Origin of the sequence: Segetibacter sp. 3557_3 (assembly GCF_004354985.1) — a bacterium.
In the GTDB taxonomy this organism is placed as follows: domain Bacteria; phylum Bacteroidota; class Bacteroidia; order Chitinophagales; family Chitinophagaceae; genus Segetibacter.
This window is the reverse complement of the sequence record NZ_SMSK01000014.1, coordinates 35,988-55,234: the sequence shown is the minus strand read 5'-3', so window position 1 is coordinate 55,234 and position 19,247 is coordinate 35,988. Positions and strand designations below refer to the sequence as shown.

The 19,247-nt window shown below is 45.3% G+C and carries 19 protein-coding genes; 16 read left to right on the top strand and 3 right to left on the bottom strand.

Annotated elements, in window-relative coordinates:
• The first annotated feature begins 393 nt into the window (after positions 1-393).
• The 5 genes from EXU57_RS18245 to EXU57_RS18225 all read left to right on the top strand — a co-directional run bounded on the left by EXU57_RS18245 (position 394) and on the right by EXU57_RS18225 (position 3,657).
• Positions 394-906, top strand: coding sequence for a GbsR/MarR family transcriptional regulator (locus tag EXU57_RS18245; RefSeq protein WP_243745645.1), 513 nt, complete (start codon positions 394-396; stop codon positions 904-906).
• Positions 907-955: 49 nt separating this feature from the next.
• Positions 956-1,315: a hypothetical protein gene (locus tag EXU57_RS18240; RefSeq protein WP_133269681.1), complete on the top strand. Its 360-nt coding sequence runs from the start codon at positions 956-958 to the stop codon at positions 1,313-1,315.
• 157 nt (positions 1,316-1,472) lie between these two features.
• Positions 1,473-2,456: a TIGR01777 family oxidoreductase gene (locus EXU57_RS18235; RefSeq protein WP_133269680.1), complete on the top strand. Its 984-nt coding sequence runs from the start codon at positions 1,473-1,475 to the stop codon at positions 2,454-2,456.
• Between the two features lie 76 nt (positions 2,457-2,532).
• Positions 2,533-2,895 (top strand): CoA-binding protein, encoded by a 363-nt coding sequence (locus EXU57_RS18230; RefSeq protein ID WP_133269679.1) that lies wholly within the window; start codon positions 2,533-2,535, stop codon positions 2,893-2,895.
• Between the two features lie 288 nt (positions 2,896-3,183).
• The gene (locus EXU57_RS18225; protein WP_133269678.1) at positions 3,184-3,657 is read left to right on the top strand and encodes a ribonuclease H-like YkuK family protein; all 474 of its coding nucleotides are present in this window, start codon (positions 3,184-3,186) and stop codon (positions 3,655-3,657) included.
• A gap of 440 nt (positions 3,658-4,097) precedes the next feature.
• On the opposite strand, the gene yihA is transcribed toward EXU57_RS18225, so the two are convergent.
• Entirely contained in the window at positions 4,098-4,745 is a 648-nt protein-coding gene (gene yihA / locus EXU57_RS18220) for a ribosome biogenesis GTP-binding protein YihA/YsxC (protein ID WP_133269677.1), read from the bottom strand.
• A 297-nt stretch (positions 4,746-5,042) separates the two neighbouring features.
• Here yihA and atpD point away from each other — a divergent pair, with 297 nt between their 5' ends.
• The 4 genes from atpD to EXU57_RS18200 all read left to right on the top strand — a co-directional run bounded on the left by atpD (position 5,043) and on the right by EXU57_RS18200 (position 8,409).
• A complete protein-coding gene (gene atpD, locus EXU57_RS18215) occupies positions 5,043-6,542 on the top strand; it encodes a F0F1 ATP synthase subunit beta (RefSeq protein ID WP_133269676.1) in 1,500 nt (499 codons plus the stop codon).
• A gap of 41 nt (positions 6,543-6,583) precedes the next feature.
• Positions 6,584-6,835 carry an ATP synthase F1 subunit epsilon gene (gene atpC / locus EXU57_RS18210; RefSeq protein WP_133269675.1) on the top strand — a complete coding sequence of 84 codons (252 nt, stop codon included), beginning with the start codon at positions 6,584-6,586 and terminating at the stop codon, positions 6,833-6,835.
• A 294-nt stretch (positions 6,836-7,129) separates the two neighbouring features.
• Positions 7,130-7,762: a DUF4136 domain-containing protein gene (locus tag EXU57_RS18205; protein WP_133269674.1), complete on the top strand. Its 633-nt coding sequence runs from the start codon at positions 7,130-7,132 to the stop codon at positions 7,760-7,762.
• Positions 7,763-7,779: 17 nt separating this feature from the next.
• Positions 7,780-8,409: an outer membrane beta-barrel protein gene (locus tag EXU57_RS18200; protein WP_133269673.1), complete on the top strand. Its 630-nt coding sequence runs from the start codon at positions 7,780-7,782 to the stop codon at positions 8,407-8,409.
• A gap of 152 nt (positions 8,410-8,561) precedes the next feature.
• Here the strand turns inward: EXU57_RS18200 and EXU57_RS18195 are convergent, their stop codons facing one another.
• The gene (locus EXU57_RS18195) at positions 8,562-9,113 is read right to left on the bottom strand and encodes a YqgE/AlgH family protein (protein ID WP_133269672.1); all 552 of its coding nucleotides are present in this window, start codon (positions 9,111-9,113) and stop codon (positions 8,562-8,564) included.
• 124 nt (positions 9,114-9,237) lie between these two features.
• On the opposite strand from EXU57_RS18195, the gene EXU57_RS18190 reads away from it, so the two are divergent.
• Positions 9,238-10,572 carry a sensor histidine kinase gene (locus tag EXU57_RS18190; protein WP_133269671.1) on the top strand — a complete coding sequence of 445 codons (1,335 nt, stop codon included), beginning with the start codon at positions 9,238-9,240 and terminating at the stop codon, positions 10,570-10,572.
• Between the two features lie 171 nt (positions 10,573-10,743).
• On the opposite strand, the gene EXU57_RS18185 is transcribed toward EXU57_RS18190, so the two are convergent.
• On the bottom strand, positions 10,744-11,982 hold the full coding sequence (locus tag EXU57_RS18185) for an S-adenosylmethionine:tRNA ribosyltransferase-isomerase (RefSeq protein WP_133269670.1): 1,239 nt from the start codon (positions 11,980-11,982) through the stop codon (positions 10,744-10,746).
• A gap of 436 nt (positions 11,983-12,418) precedes the next feature.
• Between EXU57_RS18185 and mraZ the strand changes: the two genes are divergently transcribed.
• From mraZ to mraY, 6 genes are all read left to right on the top strand, one after another.
• Positions 12,419-12,886, top strand: coding sequence for a division/cell wall cluster transcriptional repressor MraZ (gene mraZ, locus EXU57_RS18180; protein WP_133269669.1), 468 nt, complete (start codon positions 12,419-12,421; stop codon positions 12,884-12,886).
• The gene (rsmH, locus tag EXU57_RS18175; RefSeq protein ID WP_133269668.1) at positions 12,886-13,836 is read left to right on the top strand and encodes a 16S rRNA (cytosine(1402)-N(4))-methyltransferase RsmH; all 951 of its coding nucleotides are present in this window, start codon (positions 12,886-12,888) and stop codon (positions 13,834-13,836) included. The genes mraZ and rsmH overlap by 1 nt, the downstream gene beginning before the upstream one ends.
• A 77-nt stretch (positions 13,837-13,913) precedes the next feature.
• Positions 13,914-14,264, top strand: a complete 351-nt coding sequence (locus EXU57_RS18170) for an FtsL-like putative cell division protein (RefSeq protein WP_207955523.1) — start codon at positions 13,914-13,916, stop codon at positions 14,262-14,264.
• 7 nt (positions 14,265-14,271) lie between these two features.
• Positions 14,272-16,380 carry a penicillin-binding protein gene (locus EXU57_RS18165; RefSeq protein WP_133269667.1) on the top strand — a complete coding sequence of 703 codons (2,109 nt, stop codon included), beginning with the start codon at positions 14,272-14,274 and terminating at the stop codon, positions 16,378-16,380.
• Positions 16,381-16,410: 30 nt separating this feature from the next.
• Positions 16,411-17,874, top strand: coding sequence for a UDP-N-acetylmuramoyl-L-alanyl-D-glutamate--2,6-diaminopimelate ligase (locus EXU57_RS18160; RefSeq protein ID WP_133269666.1), 1,464 nt, complete (start codon positions 16,411-16,413; stop codon positions 17,872-17,874).
• 56 nt (positions 17,875-17,930) lie between these two features.
• Complete coding sequence (gene mraY / locus EXU57_RS18155; RefSeq protein WP_133269665.1) at positions 17,931-19,229, top strand: phospho-N-acetylmuramoyl-pentapeptide-transferase; 1,299 nt, start codon at positions 17,931-17,933, stop codon at positions 19,227-19,229.
• Positions 19,230-19,247 lie beyond the last annotated feature (18 nt).

Genomic DNA, 19,247 nt, shown 5'->3' with positions numbered 1-19,247 from the left:
TTTGTTAAAGGGGTTCTTACCCCGGGTAAGCTGATCATGTTTAATATTGCCTGAGGGAGGGGTTAATCATCTAGGATCTTGCTTATAACAACGACCCTAAATGCTTGATTAAGATCACCAACCCTGCTTAAGGCGGGAGGTTAAACAGAGGGGAGGATGATGTGGGCATTCGAAGCGTCCACATTAACAAACCTCGGGACCTTTACGAGTGTTACTTTAGGTCGCTCACATTGTTTCCTTCCGGTGTTGGGACGAATCCTCCCCAGTTTGTTTAACAACAGAGTACATAACATTCTACAAGGTTGTCAAATGATGTATCCTCTGCTTGTAATATCCTGATTAATGACAATAAACTTTCAAATGTTATTGAAAGTTCAGAAAACATTTCTATATATGAGTATGAAACTATCCGAGGCTAAAGCACAGTTCATTCAAAGCTGGGGCATTTTGGGAAGCCAGTGGGGCATTAATAGAACCATGGCGCAGGTACATGCCCTCCTACTTGTATCTGCTGTACCGTTGACGACAGAGGACATTATGGAGCAACTCAGCATTAGCCGTGGAAACAGCAATATGAATGTTCGGGAACTCATTGACTGGAACCTCGTTTCCAAGGTTATTGTTGCCGGCGAACGCAAAGAGTATTTCACCGCCGAAAAGGACATCTGGAAAGTGGCAACAAGGATCATGTACCAAAGAAAAAAACGTGAGCTTGATCCGCTGACTGATGTACTTACTCAACTAAGCCAGGTTGATGGAGATCCGGCTGACCCGGAAATGGTAGCCTTCACAACAACTGTGGCCAACCTTCAAAAATTCAGCAACCAGGCGCAAAGCACGTTGAATACAATGATCAAGGCAGAAGAGAATTGGTTTTGGGGAAGTTTTCTTAAGCTGATGAAATAGTGATAAGAACAACTAAATACCATTGCTCAAGTATTATCAATAGCACTTTATGAAACGCATCAAACAAATCGATTGGTGGGTCCAGGTTGGAATGTTAACGGCTATTTGGATCATATTTATTTTTCATCCTGACCTGCTCCTTACTGGCTATACGGTATTGGCGGGATGGCAGGTTTCTGGAATGATTTACCATGAAGTAAAAGGCTGTTATACCGGTAAATCAATGCCCCGGTTTTATTATCATAGAACCGCCCTGATTTTGCTTATTGTGTCAATGTTTCTCTTACCATCACAACCCCATTTTACTTCGGTGCTCTTGATTGTTGTACCGGTTTTGTCATTGTTCTACACGGTTATTTGTTACAAGGAAACATACAGGTATATGATCAGGCCACTTGACCTGATCTGAGTCACAAAATTTTTTTCTGCATTTACGTTTTGATTAACTACTGAAGCTTTAATTGGGCGAGGTATCGTTGATAAAACCCTTCCGTTCGGATTGCACCGGGTTTGCCTGGAAACATCCGATGCGGGCGATAGCATTCCCATAATTGAAAACTTATATCATGAACAATAAACGGGTGATCATAGCTGGTGGTTCCGGCTTTATCGGCAGGTACCTTGCTGAACACTTTGCCAAAAACTTTGAGGTAGTTGTGCTTAGTCGGGCAAAGACGAACGCAGTAAATAATGGTTATAAACAGGGTGCTCAGCAACAAGCATCCAGGCAGAATATCAGAACGGTGAAGTGGGATGGAGAAAGCCAGGGCGGGTGGGCAGATGAGATTGATGGAAGCGAGCTGGTAATTAATCTTTGTGGAAAATCAGTGAACTGCAGGTACACCAGCGCCAACCGCGAAGCCATACTTGAAAGCAGGATCAGGTCTACCCTGGCAATTGGTGAGGCAATTCGCGGATGCAAAAGGCCGCCTGCATTATGGATAAATGCTGCGTCGGCAACAATATACCGACATGCAAACGACCGCCCACAGGACGAAGCAAGCGGTGAAATTGAAAACGACTTTAGCGTTCAGGTATGCAAGCAATGGGAAGCCACCTTTTTTGAACAGGTCACCAATGGTACACGCAAAGTTGCACTTCGAATTGCCGTAACGCTTGGACCCGGGGGTGTAATGATACCCTACTTTAATCTTCTGAAATGGGGCCTTGGTGGAAGGCAGGGCTCAGGCAAACAAATGTACAGTTGGGTACATATAGAAGACGTAGCAGGAGTAATTGAATTTCTGACCGGGAACCCACAGCTCGATGGAGTCTATAATGTTTGTTCGCCAAAGCCCGTAAGCAATGCCACATTTATGAAAACATTGCGGCAAGTTACCGGCCACGCAATTGGGCTGCCGGCTTTCGAATGGATGCTGAAAATAGGGGCAGTATTGATCGGAACAGAAACGGAGTTGCTGCTAAAGAGTAGGTGGGTGGTGCCAACCAGGCTTTTACAAGCAGGTTACCATTTTAAATTCAATGAACTCTCTGCAGCTTTTAAACAAATCGTAAGTCAATCTTGCCGAAAACAATACCACCTTTTTTAGCAGTCCGGCCGGCTTAACACTTACCTACATTCATTTGGTGGTTTAATTGTTGTAGTTTTTTACACTAAATTATTCCATGATGAAAAAGACCATGGTACTGGGTGCATCGGAAAATCCGGGACGATACAGCAATATGGCTGTCAGAAAATTACTCGCGCACCAACATGCTGTAGTAGCCATCGGGCGCCGTCCGGGCACCATCGGAACTGTTGAGATTATAAAGGGCCAGCCCGATCAGGCAGACATTGATACCGTTACACTTTACCTTAACCCTGCAAACCAACGGGAATATTACGACTACATACTTTCACTTTCACCCAAACGTATCATCTTCAATCCGGGTACGGAAAATGACGAGTTATATAAACTTGCTAAACAAAAAGGTATACAAACGATGGAAGCTTGTACCCTTGTAATGCTCAGCACGGGCCAATACTGACGCTTGTGCAAATACGATCGATGCGTTGAGCACTAATCACCTGTATCCTTTCATTATTAAAAATGCAGCAGTAACGTCTGGCCATAAAAGGACGCTCATGAATTTTTAGTTTGATATACAGGAGCGGGTTGCAGGCATGTCTATGTATTCTCGGCTAAATCCCCGACTGGTATTGGTTTTCGCTGCATTCACTTCAAGCAATCGCTGTCCACAGCGGTTAATAAATACTTAACACCAATTTTTGTTGACTTACGGTTTTATGGGTAAATTACAAAAACCCATTTTTATATGCTTTGGAGAAAATTCAGTGGCGAGCCAATTGACCTTCCAATCATTAATGCTGTAGAGTCAGCTATCAAACGGGAGACCGCAAGAGGTTTTAAGCTAAAAGTTTGTATTGGTACCGATAGCCAGGTAAAGGGACACGAAACGGAGTTTGCAACGGTGATCGTGTTTTTGCGCGAGGGCCATGGCGGTTTTATGTACATCCATAATGAAAAGAGCCGCCAGCAGTATACCATTAAAGAAAGAATGCTGGTGGAAGTGGCTAAGAGCATAGAGATTGCCTATGAACTCTGTAACCTGTTTACCACCTATGATGTGGACATGGAAGTACATGCGGACATTAATACCAACCCACAATTTAAAAGCAACGATGCACTAAGGGAAGCTATGGGATACATCCTGGGGATGGGTTTCGCCTTCAAAGCCAAACCAGAAGCCTTTGCAAGCAGCAGCTGCGCCAATAAGGTGGTAAACTAGCTTGTAAACCAGCTTCGCAGTTGTTTGCAGAAAAGCCCTACCGCTTCGATGCGGTCTGCTGCTTTTGCGGTTCCGGGATTCAATTGCAGGTGACAACACCTGCGCCGGCGGAACAATTGCGGAGGCCGACATCATTCCTGCTTATGTCTAATCGCAGGTGACAACACCTGCGAGGGCACCGCTACACTACTCCTGCTTACTCAAGTCGGAGGTGACGACACCTGCGACGGCGGGAACCCCTATACCTCAATACCTAATACCTTATTACCCAATACCCAAGAACTACTTTCCCCTTTCGCAAGTGACAACACCTGCGCCGGCGCGAACCCAATACCTCAATACCCAAGATCTAAAAATACTCCCATCCCAGGTGACAACACCTGCGCCGGCGCGAACCCCATACCTTAATACCCAATACCTCAAAACCCAATACCCAAAAATTACTTCCCTCCTTCCTTCCATTCACTATTACACGTTTCAATAAACCCCAGGATCTTATCCCTGCCCATGTTTTTGACGGCACTGGTTACGAAGTTCTGTGGCAGGAATTGCCATGTTGCCCGCATGGCGGCAAGAAAGGCTTTTACATTTGCCGCCACGGTTCGTTGGTTTTCTTTATCAGCTTTTGTAAATACCAGCGAAAAAGGTGTGTTCCATTTTCCCAGCATATTTACAAAATCGAGATCAATTTTTTGGGGCTCATGACGGCTGTCGATTAATATAAAGACGTTCACGAGGTTTTCTCGTTTGCGTAAGTAGTTTTCAATCATCTGCTCCCAGCGGCGCCTGTTGGTAATGGAAACTTTTGCAAAGCCGTAACCCGGCAGGTCAACTATATACCAGGGGTCTGGCTTTGTATGTGGGGCGTGTTTGTCGGGAAGGCTCTCAATGGTAAAGTGGTTGATCATTTGTGTCTTGCCCGGGGAGCCTGACGTTTTCGCCAGCTTCTGGTTGTTGCAAATACTGTTAATCAGCGACGACTTTCCAACATTACTTCTACCGATAAACGCATATTCAGGTCGGTCTGCGGCGGGGCAGTTTGAAATATCCGGGCTGGAAATAAGGTATTCGGCCGTTTTGATGATCATGGTCGCAAGGTACTAAGGAATATGATTGTGGCAGAACTGCACCTGTTTAAGAGGGATGTTGCACCCGCGGTTTTGTTCAATAGGGCTTTACCGTACAAGCGAGCGTGGCAACGGCAGCTCCATCTCTGCCCGTATGCCGGCTCCAAAAAAAAACACCTTAATGCCCAACCGGTGACCAACTTTTTCCCCATGATCGTGACCAAAAGGGGCTGAATTTCTGTTGTAAGCGTAACTTTTCAGGTGCTATTCCCTTACATTTGCAGCAAAATTGGTAGAGTTAACATAAATACTTGCAATATGGCAAATAACGGGAAGGTTAAACAGGTTATCGGGGCTGTAGTTGACGTACAGTTTTTTGGTAAACTGCCTGAAATTTATAACGCTTTGGAATTGAAGCGGGAAAATGGAGACACCCTGGTAATGGAAGTTCAGCAACACCTCGGGGAAGATAGTGTGCGTTGCATAGCAATGGATGGCACGGAAGGATTGGTGCGCGGGACAGAGGTGATTGATACCGGGATTGCGATTGCAATGCCAATCGGAGAAGGCATTAACGGACGCTTGTTTAATGTTACCGGAGACCCAATCGACGGTTTGCCTCCTGTAAGTAAGGTAAACGGACGACCAATACACAACAAACCACCGTTATTTGAAAACTTAAGTACGGCAACAGAAATACTTTATACAGGTATTAAGGTAATCGACCTGATTGAGCCTTATGCCAAGGGTGGTAAAATCGGCCTGTTTGGTGGTGCCGGGGTTGGAAAAACGGTACTTATCCAGGAGTTGATCAACAACATCGCTAAAGGTTATGGTGGATTGAGCGTATTTGCCGGTGTGGGAGAAAGAACCCGTGAGGGAAATGACCTGATGAGAGAAATGATCGAAGCTGGTATCATGAACTACGGCGACGATTTCAAGCATAGCATGGAAGAAGGTGGTTGGGATCTTGAAAAAGTTAACCTCGACCTGCTTAAAGAAAGTAAGGCAACCTTTGTTTTCGGACAAATGAATGAACCTCCCGGAGCACGTGCGAGGGTGGCCCTAAGTGGTCTTACCATTGCCGAATACTTCCGTGATGGTGATGGAACCGGAAAAGGAAGAGACATCCTGTTTTTCGTTGATAATATCTTCCGTTTTACACAGGCGGGATCAGAAGTATCGGCCCTGTTAGGACGTATGCCATCCGCGGTAGGTTACCAACCAACGCTGGCTACCGAAATGGGATTGATGCAGGAAAGGATTACCTCAACCAAAAATGGTTCAATTACCTCCGTTCAGGCGGTATACGTACCTGCGGATGACCTTACTGACCCGGCGCCGGCAACTACCTTTGCGCACCTCGATGCCACAACGGTATTGAGCCGGAAAATTGCTGACCTTGGTATTTACCCCGCGGTGGATCCTTTGGATAGTACCAGTCGTATTCTTACCCCTGCCATCGTGGGCGATGAACACTACGATTGTGCAAACAGGGTTAAGCTGATATTGCAACGTTACAAGGAGCTTCAGGATATCATTGCGATCCTTGGATTGGATGAGCTTAGTGAAGAAGACAAACTGACAGTATCAAGAGCACGTCGTGTGCAGCGTTTCCTGTCACAACCTTTCCACGTGGCTGAACAATTTACTGGTTTGAAAGGTGTGTTTGTAAGCATTGAAGATACCATCCGTGGTTTTAATGCCATCATGGACGGCGAAGTGGATGAGTATCCGGAAGCAGCCTTCAACCTGGTAGGAACACTCGAAGATGCCGTTGAAAAAGGTAAGAAAATGATTGCTGCAGCTCAGGGCTAATCAGCTGTACAAATCAAACTAGCTAACATCTAAGTACAATTATGACTTTAGAAATTCTTACTCCTGAAAAGAAGCTTTACAGCGGTGAAGTTTACGGTGTGCAGTTACCAGGAATTGATGGTTTATTTGAAGTGCTCGACAGGCACGCGCCAATTGTAAGTGCACTCACAAAGGGTAACTTGAAGGTGCTGAACAGCAAAACGAGTTCATCTAACTATACTATACAAGGCGGCTTTGTTGAAGTAATCAATAACAAAGCAACCGTACTTGTAGAAGGCGCTGTAGCATTGTAGTAATATTTATACGTTTTTACGACCCCGGGCAGTAATGCTCCGGGGTTTTTTGTTTTCAAGCCTTTAGCTTACGCCTAAAACCCTGCGATTGCCACGTATTAGAGGTTTAATTCAAACCCCAATTTTTCAGCTGTAGTTGGCTATGCTTTCAAAAACAGGCATTTAGCGAAACCCTTGTTCAGGCTGTATCTCACCTGGTTTTTTCCAGGCCGGTTTTAAGATTTTGTCAACGTATGCAGGCACCTGTTTTGCGTAAGTATCGTGTACCATCAATTAAACATAAAGAAGAGAACTATGAGAAGCAAATTTGCAATTGTGACCACAGCGCTAAGCATGATGATTGCGTTGGTCAGTTGTTCCAAGGACCCGTTGGCCAACCTGACAGAAGAGGAGTCGAGGATTTATATTACCAACTATGATTCAACAGCGCAATTCAGCGCATATAAAACCTTTAGTATTTCCGACACTGTTGCGGTAATTAATAATGGCCAGGGGTCAAAACAATCAAACGCTACCGACCTGGCTTTTGTGAACGCCGTAAAACAAAACCTGCAGGCACGCGGCTTTACCCAGGTAAGCCGTACCTCTAATCCTGATCTTGCGGTAAACGTAAGCAGGATCTACAACACCAGCGCCGGGGTTGTGCGCTATAACGATTACTACGACTACTATGGTAATTTTTACGATCCTTTCTATTATGGCTACGGTGGTTTCGGCTACTATTCACCGTATAGCTACGCAAGTTATTCTGTAACCGAGGGAGCACTTACCATTGACTTGCTGGACCTTAAAAATGCCCGTTCCTCAAACCGGATCAACGTTATTTTTACCGGCCTGATTCGTGGTTCAGGAATATTTAACAGCAGCACGGCCGGCGAGCAGGTGAAAACCATTTTTGATCAATCTCCTTACTTAAAAACCTTATAAGTTAAACGAACAAGATTATGAAGACAATCCGAATTATAGGTCTGTTGGTTGTTTTTGCTACTGCGGTGAATTTTGCTGTAGCGCAGGCACCTGGCAGGGTTACCATGAAACTTAATTATAACGCCGCTATGCCGGTCGGTAGCCTGAAAAACGATTACATCACCAACACATCGTTTAGGGGCGCATTTGGTGAAATTGGTTATTGGTTTAATCCGAAAGTAAGCCTGGGATTGGGTGTGGGCTATCAATCCTACTACCAGAAGTATGGTCGCCAGGTTTACAAACTTGAAGATAACCAGACTGTTTCTGCTGTGCTTAGCAATACGCTTGAGGTAATGCCCGTAACCATCAACGGTACGTACTTGCCATTAGGTGGCTCGGAAGCAGCAGTTCAACCCTACGTTAGTGTTGGCGCCGGCCTGAACATTGTTAACTACCGCCAATACCTTGGTAAGTTTTCCGATGGCAAGCCAAATACTGCCTTTACAGCTAATGCAGGGGCGGGGGTGTTCATCCCGGTTAATAAAAGTAAAAGCACCAGCATTCAACTTGGTGCAAGCTATAGTATGACCCCATACACCAAAAATGGTCTTACCAGCCTTAACAATGTTGGCGTAAACGCAGGTGTAATTTTCCCGCTTAAATAGGCGCGGGATAGGACAACTGTAATGGAGTTTTAAAAATGTGTGTTTTTAAGTTGAGCGCTCTACCTGCGGGTAGAGCGCTTGCTTTTGAGAGAAGTTTGTCCAAAACACCGTGTGAGTTGATGCACCTTTGCTTTGACCCACTCAATGCTAACTTAATTAAGTTGGGGATCAATAGGATAATTTACCATTTGCTGGTATTCCCCACCAAGTTGTTTAAGTGCTACTTTCCAGGTGTTGTTCACATCAGGTGAAAATATAAGTTCTTCAGTGGCTTTACTGGTAATCCAGCTTTTGGTTTTCATCTCTTCTTCAAGTTGCCCCTCGCTCCACCCGCTGTAACCAATAAAAAAGCGAATATCGTTACGGTTAACCTTACCTTCTTTAAGCAATTCGGTAACTTCTTCGAAATCCCCACCCCAGAAAATTCCGTCAGCTATTTCAAAACCTCCTGTAATCAACCCGGGTAGCCGGTGTAAGAAATGCACCGTATCCAATTGAACCGGCCCGCCATAATAAACAGGAAAGTTAGTATCGGGTATGTCGGCGATTAAATCACCGAGGCCTTGCTCGTACTTTTTATTCAGTACAAAGCCAAAGCTACCCTGTGGCTGGTGTTCACAGATTACGACCACCGAGCGCATAAAGTTTGGATCCTTAAGAAAGGGGTCTGATATCAGAATGTCCCCGGATGCTATATTGTCCATAAATGAAAATTAAGACGAATTGTTTTTTATACATAATAAAATTCTGAATACCCGCTGCAAATGCTCCGTTAAAAAGCAGGAAGATCGGTGAAACACTAAGCAATGCCTCTATATTTGTAACCCGATGAAGAGAATTTTCCCCATCATTGTCATACTGATTTCTTTATCCCTGTTGGGCATCATCATGCTCCAGGTCAGTTGGTTTAAAGACATGATCGAGCTCCGGCAGGGGCAACTGATTTCAAAGGTCGAAGAGGCCGGAACCATGGTTGCAAATGAACTCAGCGCTAAAGCTTCCATCGCACCATCCTTTAAACTTCCAAACAATTCAAAGATCGGTTTAGTTCCGCCCGATGATTTTGCGCTTGGAATGGGCAGGTCAACCATCGCCCAGCATTATGCTTACTTCGAAATCAATGAGAAGCTTCAAAAAGCCTTTGAAGAAAAGGGCCTGAAAGATGTGAAATTCGAATTTGCAATCACATCCAATTCCAACTCCTATAATGTGGAAATGCAATCCAGGAACTTCATCAACGAATTCGAAGATTCTGCACATAATAAAACCAAAATCTTTGCCATTAATCCGGAGTCGGGTTCAGTCATGGAAGGCCTCGTTCCGTTTGAACACCTGTTCGTAATCGTTCCGGATTTTAAGACCCAGGTATGGGAATCGCTGCAATGGATGATTGTTGTTGCACTCTCTTTTACGCTCATCATTATTGCGGCCTTCGCCCTTACTGTACATACGCTGTTGCGACAGAAAAAGTTGAGTGAAATCAAAACCGATTTCATTAATAATATGACGCATGAATTTAAAACACCCCTTGCTACCATATCGCTTGCCGTTGATGCGTTGAAAAACGAAAAAGTGGTTCAGGATGTAGAAAAACGAACCTACTTCAACAACATTATTAAGGAAGAAAACAAGCGGATGAACAAACATGTCGAGACCATCCTGCAGGCTGCGCTGCTCGACAAACAGGAGCTGAAGTTAAATATGCAAAAGGTGCATGCGCACGACCTGGTGCACAAGGCCCTCAACAACCATCAACTACAATTACAGGATAAGCAAGGCCAGGTAGATCTCCAGCTCAATGCAGTAAACGACGTTATTGAAGCAGATGAAGGACACTTTACAAACCTGATTTCAAACCTGATTGATAATGCCATAAAGTATTCACGCGAAAACCTTGTCTTGAGGATCTGCACTTCGGATACGTCAAAAATGCTCGTTATAAGAATCGAGGACAATGGCATTGGTATGAACAAAGAAACCGTAAAACGCGTGTTTGAAAAATTTTACCGGGCACATACCGGTAACGTTCATAATGTAAAAGGTTTTGGGCTCGGCATGAGCTATGTAAAAACCGTTATCGACGTGCATAAAGGAAGAATAAAAGTCGACAGTACACTTGGTAAAGGAAGTTGTTTCACCATAGAAGTTCCATACGCAGAATAATTTTTTGGTGACCAGTTGGATCACTTTGGGCGACATCGTTGCTACGTCCGCCCGGCTGGCCCCGCCCGGATGACGCCGTTCGGACGGGCATTCGGACGGGCTCAGTTCAATGGCAAACCAATGTTCTGCTTTAGCTTCCGTCACCCGCCGCTTTTCTATACACAAGCTTATTCACCCTAGGGTTTCCGTTGGGTATAGCAGGCAACCGTCGCCATAGCTCAAGAACCGGAAGTCATTCTCGAACGCATAGTTATACAAATGTTTCCAACGCTCTCCGGTGATGGCAGCAATAAGCAGCAGCAGGGTAGATTGAGGCTGATGAAAGTTGGTAATTAATGCTTTTGCGACCCGCAGTTTGTAACCGGGAGCAATAAGGATGCTCGTTTTTGTAATAAGCCTTTTCACATTTTTCCGCTCCATCCAGTCCACCACTCTTTGCAGGCTCTCTTTCGCGGGAACATCACTGTGTAGCTCATAAGGGTCCCATTGTGCCACGGCCAATGCTTCAGGGTCGGCGAAACCAGAACCCAGTTTAACCCCGATCCAGTACAAACTTTCCAGTGTTCTGAGCGAAGTTGTACCAACCGCAATAACACCCTCAACCACGCGATCAATAATCTTCGTGATGGTGTCCCGATCTACATCAATGAATTCCGCATGCATAAGATGGTCGGCAATCCGGGAAGCACTTACAGGCTTGAAAGTTCCTGCACTCACATGTAGGGTAACAAATTCGCGGCTGATCCCTTTTTGCTCAAGTGAGTCGAAAATGGCTTCCGTAAAATGTAGGCCGGCGGTGGGAGCAGCCACGGAGCCTTCATGTTTGGCGTAGATGGTTTGGTAGCGCTCGCGATCCGATGTTTCCACGGGCCTGTGCAGGTAAGGTGGTAAAGGCATTGAACCGGCAACTTCAAGAATTTGTGAGAAGCTAAGGTCTTTAGGTTCCCATTCAAATGCAACAACAAAGCAATCTGGTAAACGCTCCGCAATTGAAGCCCGCAAAAGAATGCTCGTATGTGTTACCTGGAGTTCCTTTTCAAGTACGAGACCGTGTTTCCATTTACTTGCACCACCGATCAGGCATTTCCATCGCACAACGCCCACTTCTGCCATTGCGGTGCTTATGTTTGGGTATTCGTCGGCAGGTTCGAGGCAGAACACCTCAATTAACGCACCCGTTTGTTTCTGAAAAAGGAGCCGCGCCTGTACAACCCGGCTGTCGTTAAACACAAGCATGCTTCCTGAAGGGAGAAACTCAGTCAGCGAAGCATAAGTACTGGACTCAATTTGATCGTGCTGATATACCAGCAACTTGCTGGCGTCCCTATTTTCGAGTGGAAACCTGGCAATCCGTTCATCCGGCAGGTGGTAAGTAAAGTCTTTAATCTGGAGTTCTTTCGGGTGCGTCATACGTGAGGCTCAAAGTTAAACGCGTTTGGTAAAAGGTTCGAAGCGCATTTAACTGCCTACGCAGCTAAAATAAATCTAAAGTGTAATGGGTTTTAGAATAATACGGTTTCGACTTTTCGATCATCGTTAAATCCCGTCAAACTTCCGTTCACAGCAACACCAACCAATTTAGCCCGTTATTGTGCAAATGGTTCTCTTTTAAAAGATGTTGAAAATGAATTACTTAGAGCGTCTTTGCACACTATTTTAGGTTTATCCACACCTATTCACAAGCTATCCACTAAAATGTGCACGTAAATTCCATCAAACGCAATGTCAGCACAGGTTTGGGCATAATGGTACCTGTGGATAAAAAGATGCAAATTTCATTTGCATCAAAAGTGGGAAAAAGTGTTATTTTGTGTAGAATAATGGGTTTTTAGGCTCATTTACATAAATGACACACTTCCTCGGCGAATATGAAGCTACAATCGACTCCAAAGGTCGCTTCCTTTTGCCGGCCGGCTTTAAAAAGCAGTTGCCGGAAGGGGAGAACAGATTCGTCATCAGCCGCGGTTTCGAAAAGTGCCTCACCCTCTATCCTCAAAAAAGCTGGGAGCCTCTTATTGCTAAGATTAGCCAGCTCAACGACTTTGATCCAAAGGTAAGAGAATTCAGAAGGCAGTTTTTGGGCGGCGCCACGGAAGTAGAGCTCGACACAGCAGGTAGGATGTTGTTGCCGGCCACGCTCAAAGAATTTGCTGGTCTCAGCAAAGACATCATTTTGGTGGCTGCATTAGATAAGATAGAAATCTGGGATGCAGATAAGTATAAAAAGCTCTTTGAAGATTTTTCACCAGAGGCCTTTAGCATTCTCGCGAAAGACGTGATGGCAGATGGCTCACCTGAAAACTGGAGGGTTTAATGTCAGCCGCCGAAAATAATCCGGGGTCAGGAAGTGCATCCGGTAAACAGGGCGATTACCATGTGCCCGTGTTATTAAAAGAGAGTATCGATGCGCTGATGATTAAACCGGATGGAATTTACGTGGATTGCACGTTTGGCGGTGGCGGACACAGCAGGGCAATCCTGCAGGCGCTGGGGCCATCGGGCAAGTTAGTCGCATTCGACCAGGATGCGGATGCACAGCAGAACCTGCCTGACGACGAGCGGATCATTTTTGTGCCAAACAACTTTCGTCATTTGCAGCGCTTTTTGAAGCTAAACAGGATCGGATTGGTTGATGGGATCCTTGCGGATCTGGGAGTAAGCAGCTTTCAGTTTGATGTGGGTGACCGTGGATTTTCTACGCGTTTCGACGGTCCGCTCGACATGCGCATGGATCAACGCCAGGAAGTTACGGCAGCGCAGGTGGTTAAAAAGTTTAGCGAGCAGCAGTTGCACAAATTGTTTGAGCAATACGGCGAGGTGACCAATTCTAAAACGCTGGCGAAGCATATTGTTGATCACCGAGGTCAGTCACCGCTTACCACAATTGCACACTTTAAAACGATGTTGAGCCCGGTGGTAAAAGGAAATCCAAATAAATACTTCGCCCAGGTTTTTCAGGCGCTCAGGATAGAAGTAAACGATGAAATGGGCTCGCTTAAAGAACTGCTGGAGCAAGTGCCGGGAGTATTATCCACCGGCGGCAGGGTTGCGATCATTACGTTTCACTCACTGGAGGACCGGATCGTAAAGAACTTTTTTAGAAAAGGCACTTTCAATGAAGTTGAGGAAAATCCTTTGCTACAGCAGGACGACAACAATCAACTAAAGATTATAACAAAAAAGCCGATTGCAGCTACCAATGCCGAAACCGGGAGCAATCCAAGGAGCAGGAGTGCAAAGTTGAGGGTTGCGGAAAAGATTTGAGCAGCACGAGCCTGCAGGAGGAGTTAGTTTACCCGGCTCCAATCGGTCAATTTAATTACAACTGATGCAATGCGCGCATGAACACTGAAGAGGAAATACCAAAGCGAAAGACAGGTCTTGGAAAAAGGAGTATACGGCAGTTCTTCAATTACCGCTGGATATTAAAGAACATTAGTTTTTTCATCTTCCTGTCGGTGTTAGCGGTGTTGTACATCGCAAACGGGCATATGGCCGACAACCGGATCAGGAAGATAAACGACACTGCACGCCAGTTAAAAGACCTGCAGTACGAATATAAAACAGTAAAAAGTGAGATGATGTTCAGGAGCAAAGAAACTGAAATTGTTAAAGCAGCTGAACCGCTTGGATTAACAATGGACAGCTTGCCACCGGTCAGGATCAAATCAGTAAGCAGTAAAGAAAACTAATGCTACGGTGGAGGTAAAAAAAGACATACTGTGGAGAGTGAACCTGGGTTTCATTATAATGGCTGTCGTAGGTATGTTAATACTGGGAAAGGCGTTTTATATACAACAGGTACAGGGTGATTACTGGCGTGGTATGAGCGATAGTCTTCACCAGAAAATTGTTGAACTCGATGCTGAGCGTGGTACGATATACAGCGAGGACGGAAGTATGCTCAGCACCAGTATACCACAATTCGATATATACATCGACTTTGTTGCTGATGGTCTACGGGAAAAAAATGGTAAGCGTTTCCGCGAGAATGTGGACTCTTTAAGCATTTGCCTGTCTAAGCTCTTCCAGGATCAAACTGCATCCACCTACCGGAAAATGTTGCAACAGGGTTACCGGGAAAAGGACCGCTATTTTTTACTTAAACGTAAGGTATCGTTTAAGCAATACCAGCAGCTCAGAACGTTTCCGCTGGTCAGGCTGGGAAGAAACAAAAGCGGCTTTGTAGCAGATACGAAAACAATACGGTTAAACCCTTATAAGTTGCTTGCATCCCGTACCATAGGACTGTTGAGAGATAGCAACAAAGTAGGGTTGGAACTTACTTACAACCATTATTTGCGCGGTGTAACTGGTAAACGTTTGGTCAGGTACATATCGGGCGGAGCAAGCGTACCGGTAGATGATCTCGAGATAGAACCACAAAATGGTAAAGATGTTGTAACCACCTTGGATGTGAACATCCAGGACGTTACTGAAAACGCGTTGATGAAGATGATGGAAGGTAATGAGGCGGAGCATGGATGTGCCATTGTGATGGAAGTGAAAACCGGGAAGATCAAGGCAATCGCTAATCTCGGTCGCGACAAAACAGGCAAGTATTGGGAAGACTATAATTATGCAATTACACCTTCAGAACCCGGCAGTACGTTTAAGCTCGCCACCATGCTCGCCGTTCTGGAAGATAAGAAAGCTACCCTAAACACCCAGGTTGACCTGCATGGCGGCGAATGGAAAATTTTTGGCCAGGTTGTATACGACAGCGAAAAACACGGGCTAAATAAGGTAACACTAAAGCAGGCTTTTGAGCATAGCAGTAACGTGGGGATGGCAAAGCTCGCATGGATGCACTATGGTGCATCACCAAAACAATTTCTTTCACACCTGAGCAAGCTGCGTTTAGATACGCTTACAGGTATCGACATCAACGGCGAGATTGGTCCGCGCATTTATCGTCCGGGCAACAGGAGCTGGTCGCGCACAACCCTGCCCTGGATGGGGTTCGGTTATAACCTTATGGTTAGTCCCCTGCAGGTATTGTCGCTCTACAACGCTGTGGCGAACAACGGGGTGATGCTTCGGCCCTACCTGGTAAACGAAATCAGGGAAGATGGCAGCGCCATAAAAACATTTGAACCAGTTGCAGTTAACCCGCAAATCTGCAGTAAACAAACGCTGAAGGCGCTTCAGGCTTGTCTTGAGGGAGTAATGACCAATGGAACAGGTAAGGCACTTGAAAACAGGAATTACAAGATCGCGGGAAAGACAGGAACAGCGCTGGTAGCTAACGGTAAGCGGGGCTATATCGACCGCATTTACCAATCTTCTTTCGCAGGCTACTTTCCGGCTGATCGTCCCGAATACAGCATTATTGTTACGATTAAGAATAAGCCGCGTGCCCTTAAGTTTTACGGTGCAGCAGTTGCCGGGCCGGTGTTCAAGGAAATTGCCGATCAGCTTTTTTCACTAAAGATTGCTCATCAAAATCCGGCATTGCCCTATGCAGCCTTAAAAAAGATGGACAGTGCAAATTATGCTTATGCCGGGTACACAAAGGACATTAAAAAGGTTGTAACAGCATTGAAGCTGGATACCAAAGAAGGAGAAGGAAAAGGAAATTATAGCCGCATGGTAAAGCAGGGGAATGCAAGTGTGATTGCCCCTGCGTCAATCTCGATGAAACAAATGCCTGCCTTGCATGGAATGGGTCTTAAAGACGTGGTTTACCTATGTGAAAACCTGGGTATGAAAGTAAGCGTTACGGGCAGGGGGAAAGTGGTTGAACAATCGGTAGCACCTGGTCGCGCAATCGCAAAAGGTCAAATTATTAGTGTACAGTTAAACTAACGATGCTGCTGTTACAGGTAGCAGTTTTAAATGGCAAAACTACAGGACATACTATACCATGTGCGGTTGCAGTCTGTTCAGGGTTCTACAAACCTTGATGTGCTGGACGTACAGATCGATAGTCGGAAAATCAAACCCGGAGCGTTGTTCATCGCTATCAAAGGAGCGCTGAGTGATGGTCATGCGTTTATTGCGCAATCGATACAATCAGGTGCAGTGGCTGTGGTATGTGAAGACGTGCCTGCTAACATCATTGAAGGTGTAACTTATCTACAGGTAAGCAACTCCAATGAAGCGGTGGCGCATATAGCCCATAATTTTTATGGTCTTCCCTCCAGCCGCTTGAAACTAATTGGGGTAACCGGAACAAATGGAAAAACAACAGTAGCAACGTTATTGTTCAAACTTTTTACAAGGCTGGGATATAATTGTGGATTGATCAGCACGGTGCAAAATCAGTTGGGTAATAAGGTGCTGCCTTCTACCCATACCACCCCAGACGCGGTGAGTTTGAATGCGCTGTTAAACCAAATGCTGGAAGCAGGATGTTCGCACGTATTTATGGAAGTGAGCAGCCACGCCATTCACCAGCATCGAACTACTGCACTGCAGTTTGTCGGTGGCCTGTTCACAAATATTACACATGATCACCTGGACTATCACAAAACGTTTGATGAGTACATCAAAGTAAAGAAGCGGTTTTTCGATGAACTCTCCTCCTCTGCGTTTGCTATCTCTAACCTCGACGATAAGCGTGGTACCGTGATGTTGCAGAATACAGCTGCAAAAAGATTTTATTATAGTCTGAAAGCGATGGCCGAGTTTAAGGGGAAGATTCTTGAGAATAGCCTTACTGGTTTGGTCATGACGGTTAACGACAGGGAGGTTCACCTTAGGTTGATCGGGGAGTTCAATGCTTACAATTTACTGGCAGTGTATGGTGCAGCGATTTGTATGGGAGAAAACGGCGAAGAGGTATTGACAACACTAAGCATTTTAACCGGCGCAGAGGGCCGATTTGATTATATCATAAGTCCGGGTAAGATAATCGGTATCGTCGATTATGCACATACTCCCGATGCTTTGCAAAATGTACTGCAAACCATTAAAAAACTTCGGAAAGGATACGAACAGGTCATTACGGTTGTTGGCTGCGGCGGCGACAGGGACACCACGAAAAGACCTGTGATGGGCGAGGTTGCCTGCGAGTACAGCGACAAGGTGATCTTCACCAGCGATAATCCAAGAAGTGAAGATCCGCAGGAGATACTGACGGATATGCAAACAACACTCGGAAGCGCAGCAAGACGAAAGTCCATTTCAATAGTAGATCGGCGTGAGGCCATCAGAAAAGCGATTAGTCTCGCGCAACCGGAAGACATAATACTGATTGCCGGCAAAGGGCACGAAAAGTACCAGGAGATCAAAGGAGTAAAACAACCCTTTGACGATAAGGAGATTTTGAAACAAGTGTTTGAAGAGTTGGAAAAGTGATTGGGTGAACCAAAGAATAGATAAACATAGACCGTCGTCTATGTGCCAAAGATATTATGCTGTACCACCTTTATGAATGGATGACCAGAGAAGGGCTAAAATTTCCCGGTAGCGGGTTATTACAGTTCATCAGCTTCCGTGTGTTGCTCGCGATTTTTCTGTCGCTGTTTATAACTACAGTATACGGTAAGCGATTGATCAACTACCTGCGCAAAAAGCAGATTGGAGAAACCGTGCGCGACCTGGGTTTGCAGGGTGAACAGGAAAAGAAGGGTACGCCAACTATGGGCGGTATCATCATTTTGCTTGCTATTATCATCCCCACGTTGCTCTTTGCCAACCTCGAAAAAACTTATGTGCGTTTGATGTTGCTAAGTACGGTATGGATGGGTATCATAGGTTTTATAGATGATTACCTGAAGTTGAAAGCCAAAAAAATTGCAAAGGAAAAAGGGATCAATTATAAAAAGACCGACGCTGATGGGCTGGCGGGTATGTTTAAGATTCTTGGACAGGTGGGGCTTGGGATTATTGTCGGAGCAACCCTGTACTTCAGTCCGAGTGTAACCGTTGAGCGCGAAATCATATCACAAAAATCATCGGAGGCCATTCGCCCGGGAGAGCGTAAGAAAGACGAAGTAACACGGGTTCTGAATGGCAAGGTGCACCGGTTTGTTACCGTACAAACCCCCATTACAACCATCCCTTTTGTAAAAAATCACGAGTTCAATTATAGTAAACTGTTGCCCGAAGGATTGCGGCAGTATACATGGGTTCTTTTCATATTGATTGTGACATTTATCATCACCGCGGTTTCAAATGGGTCGAATATCACCGATGGGCTTGATGGCCTGGCGACAGGTGTATCTGCTGTAATTGGGATATGCCTTGGCATTTTTGCTTACGTGAGTGGCAACCTGCGTATGGCGGAATACCTCAACATTATGTTCATCCCGAATCTTGATGAGCTAAGTGTTTTTATTGCGGCATTTATTGGTGCATGTGTAGGCTTCCTATGGTACAACGCTTTTCCAGCGCAGGTATTCATGGGCGACACCGGTAGTTTAGCAATAGGAGGCATCATTGCCGCGCTTGCAATAATTGTTAGAAAGGAATTGTTGATACCGATCATCTGTTTTGTGTTCCTGATAGAGTTGGTAAGTGTGATTTTACAGGTGAGCTATTTTAAATACACCAAGCGCAAATATGGTGAAGGCAGGCGAATCTTCAAGATGAGTCCACTGCATCATCACTATCAGAAAAAAGGATACCATGAGAGTAAAATTGCTGTGCGTTTCTGGATCGTGACCATCCTATGTGTTGTCTTTTCCATCATGAGTTTAAAGATCAGGTAATACCAACGTCGGGCATCA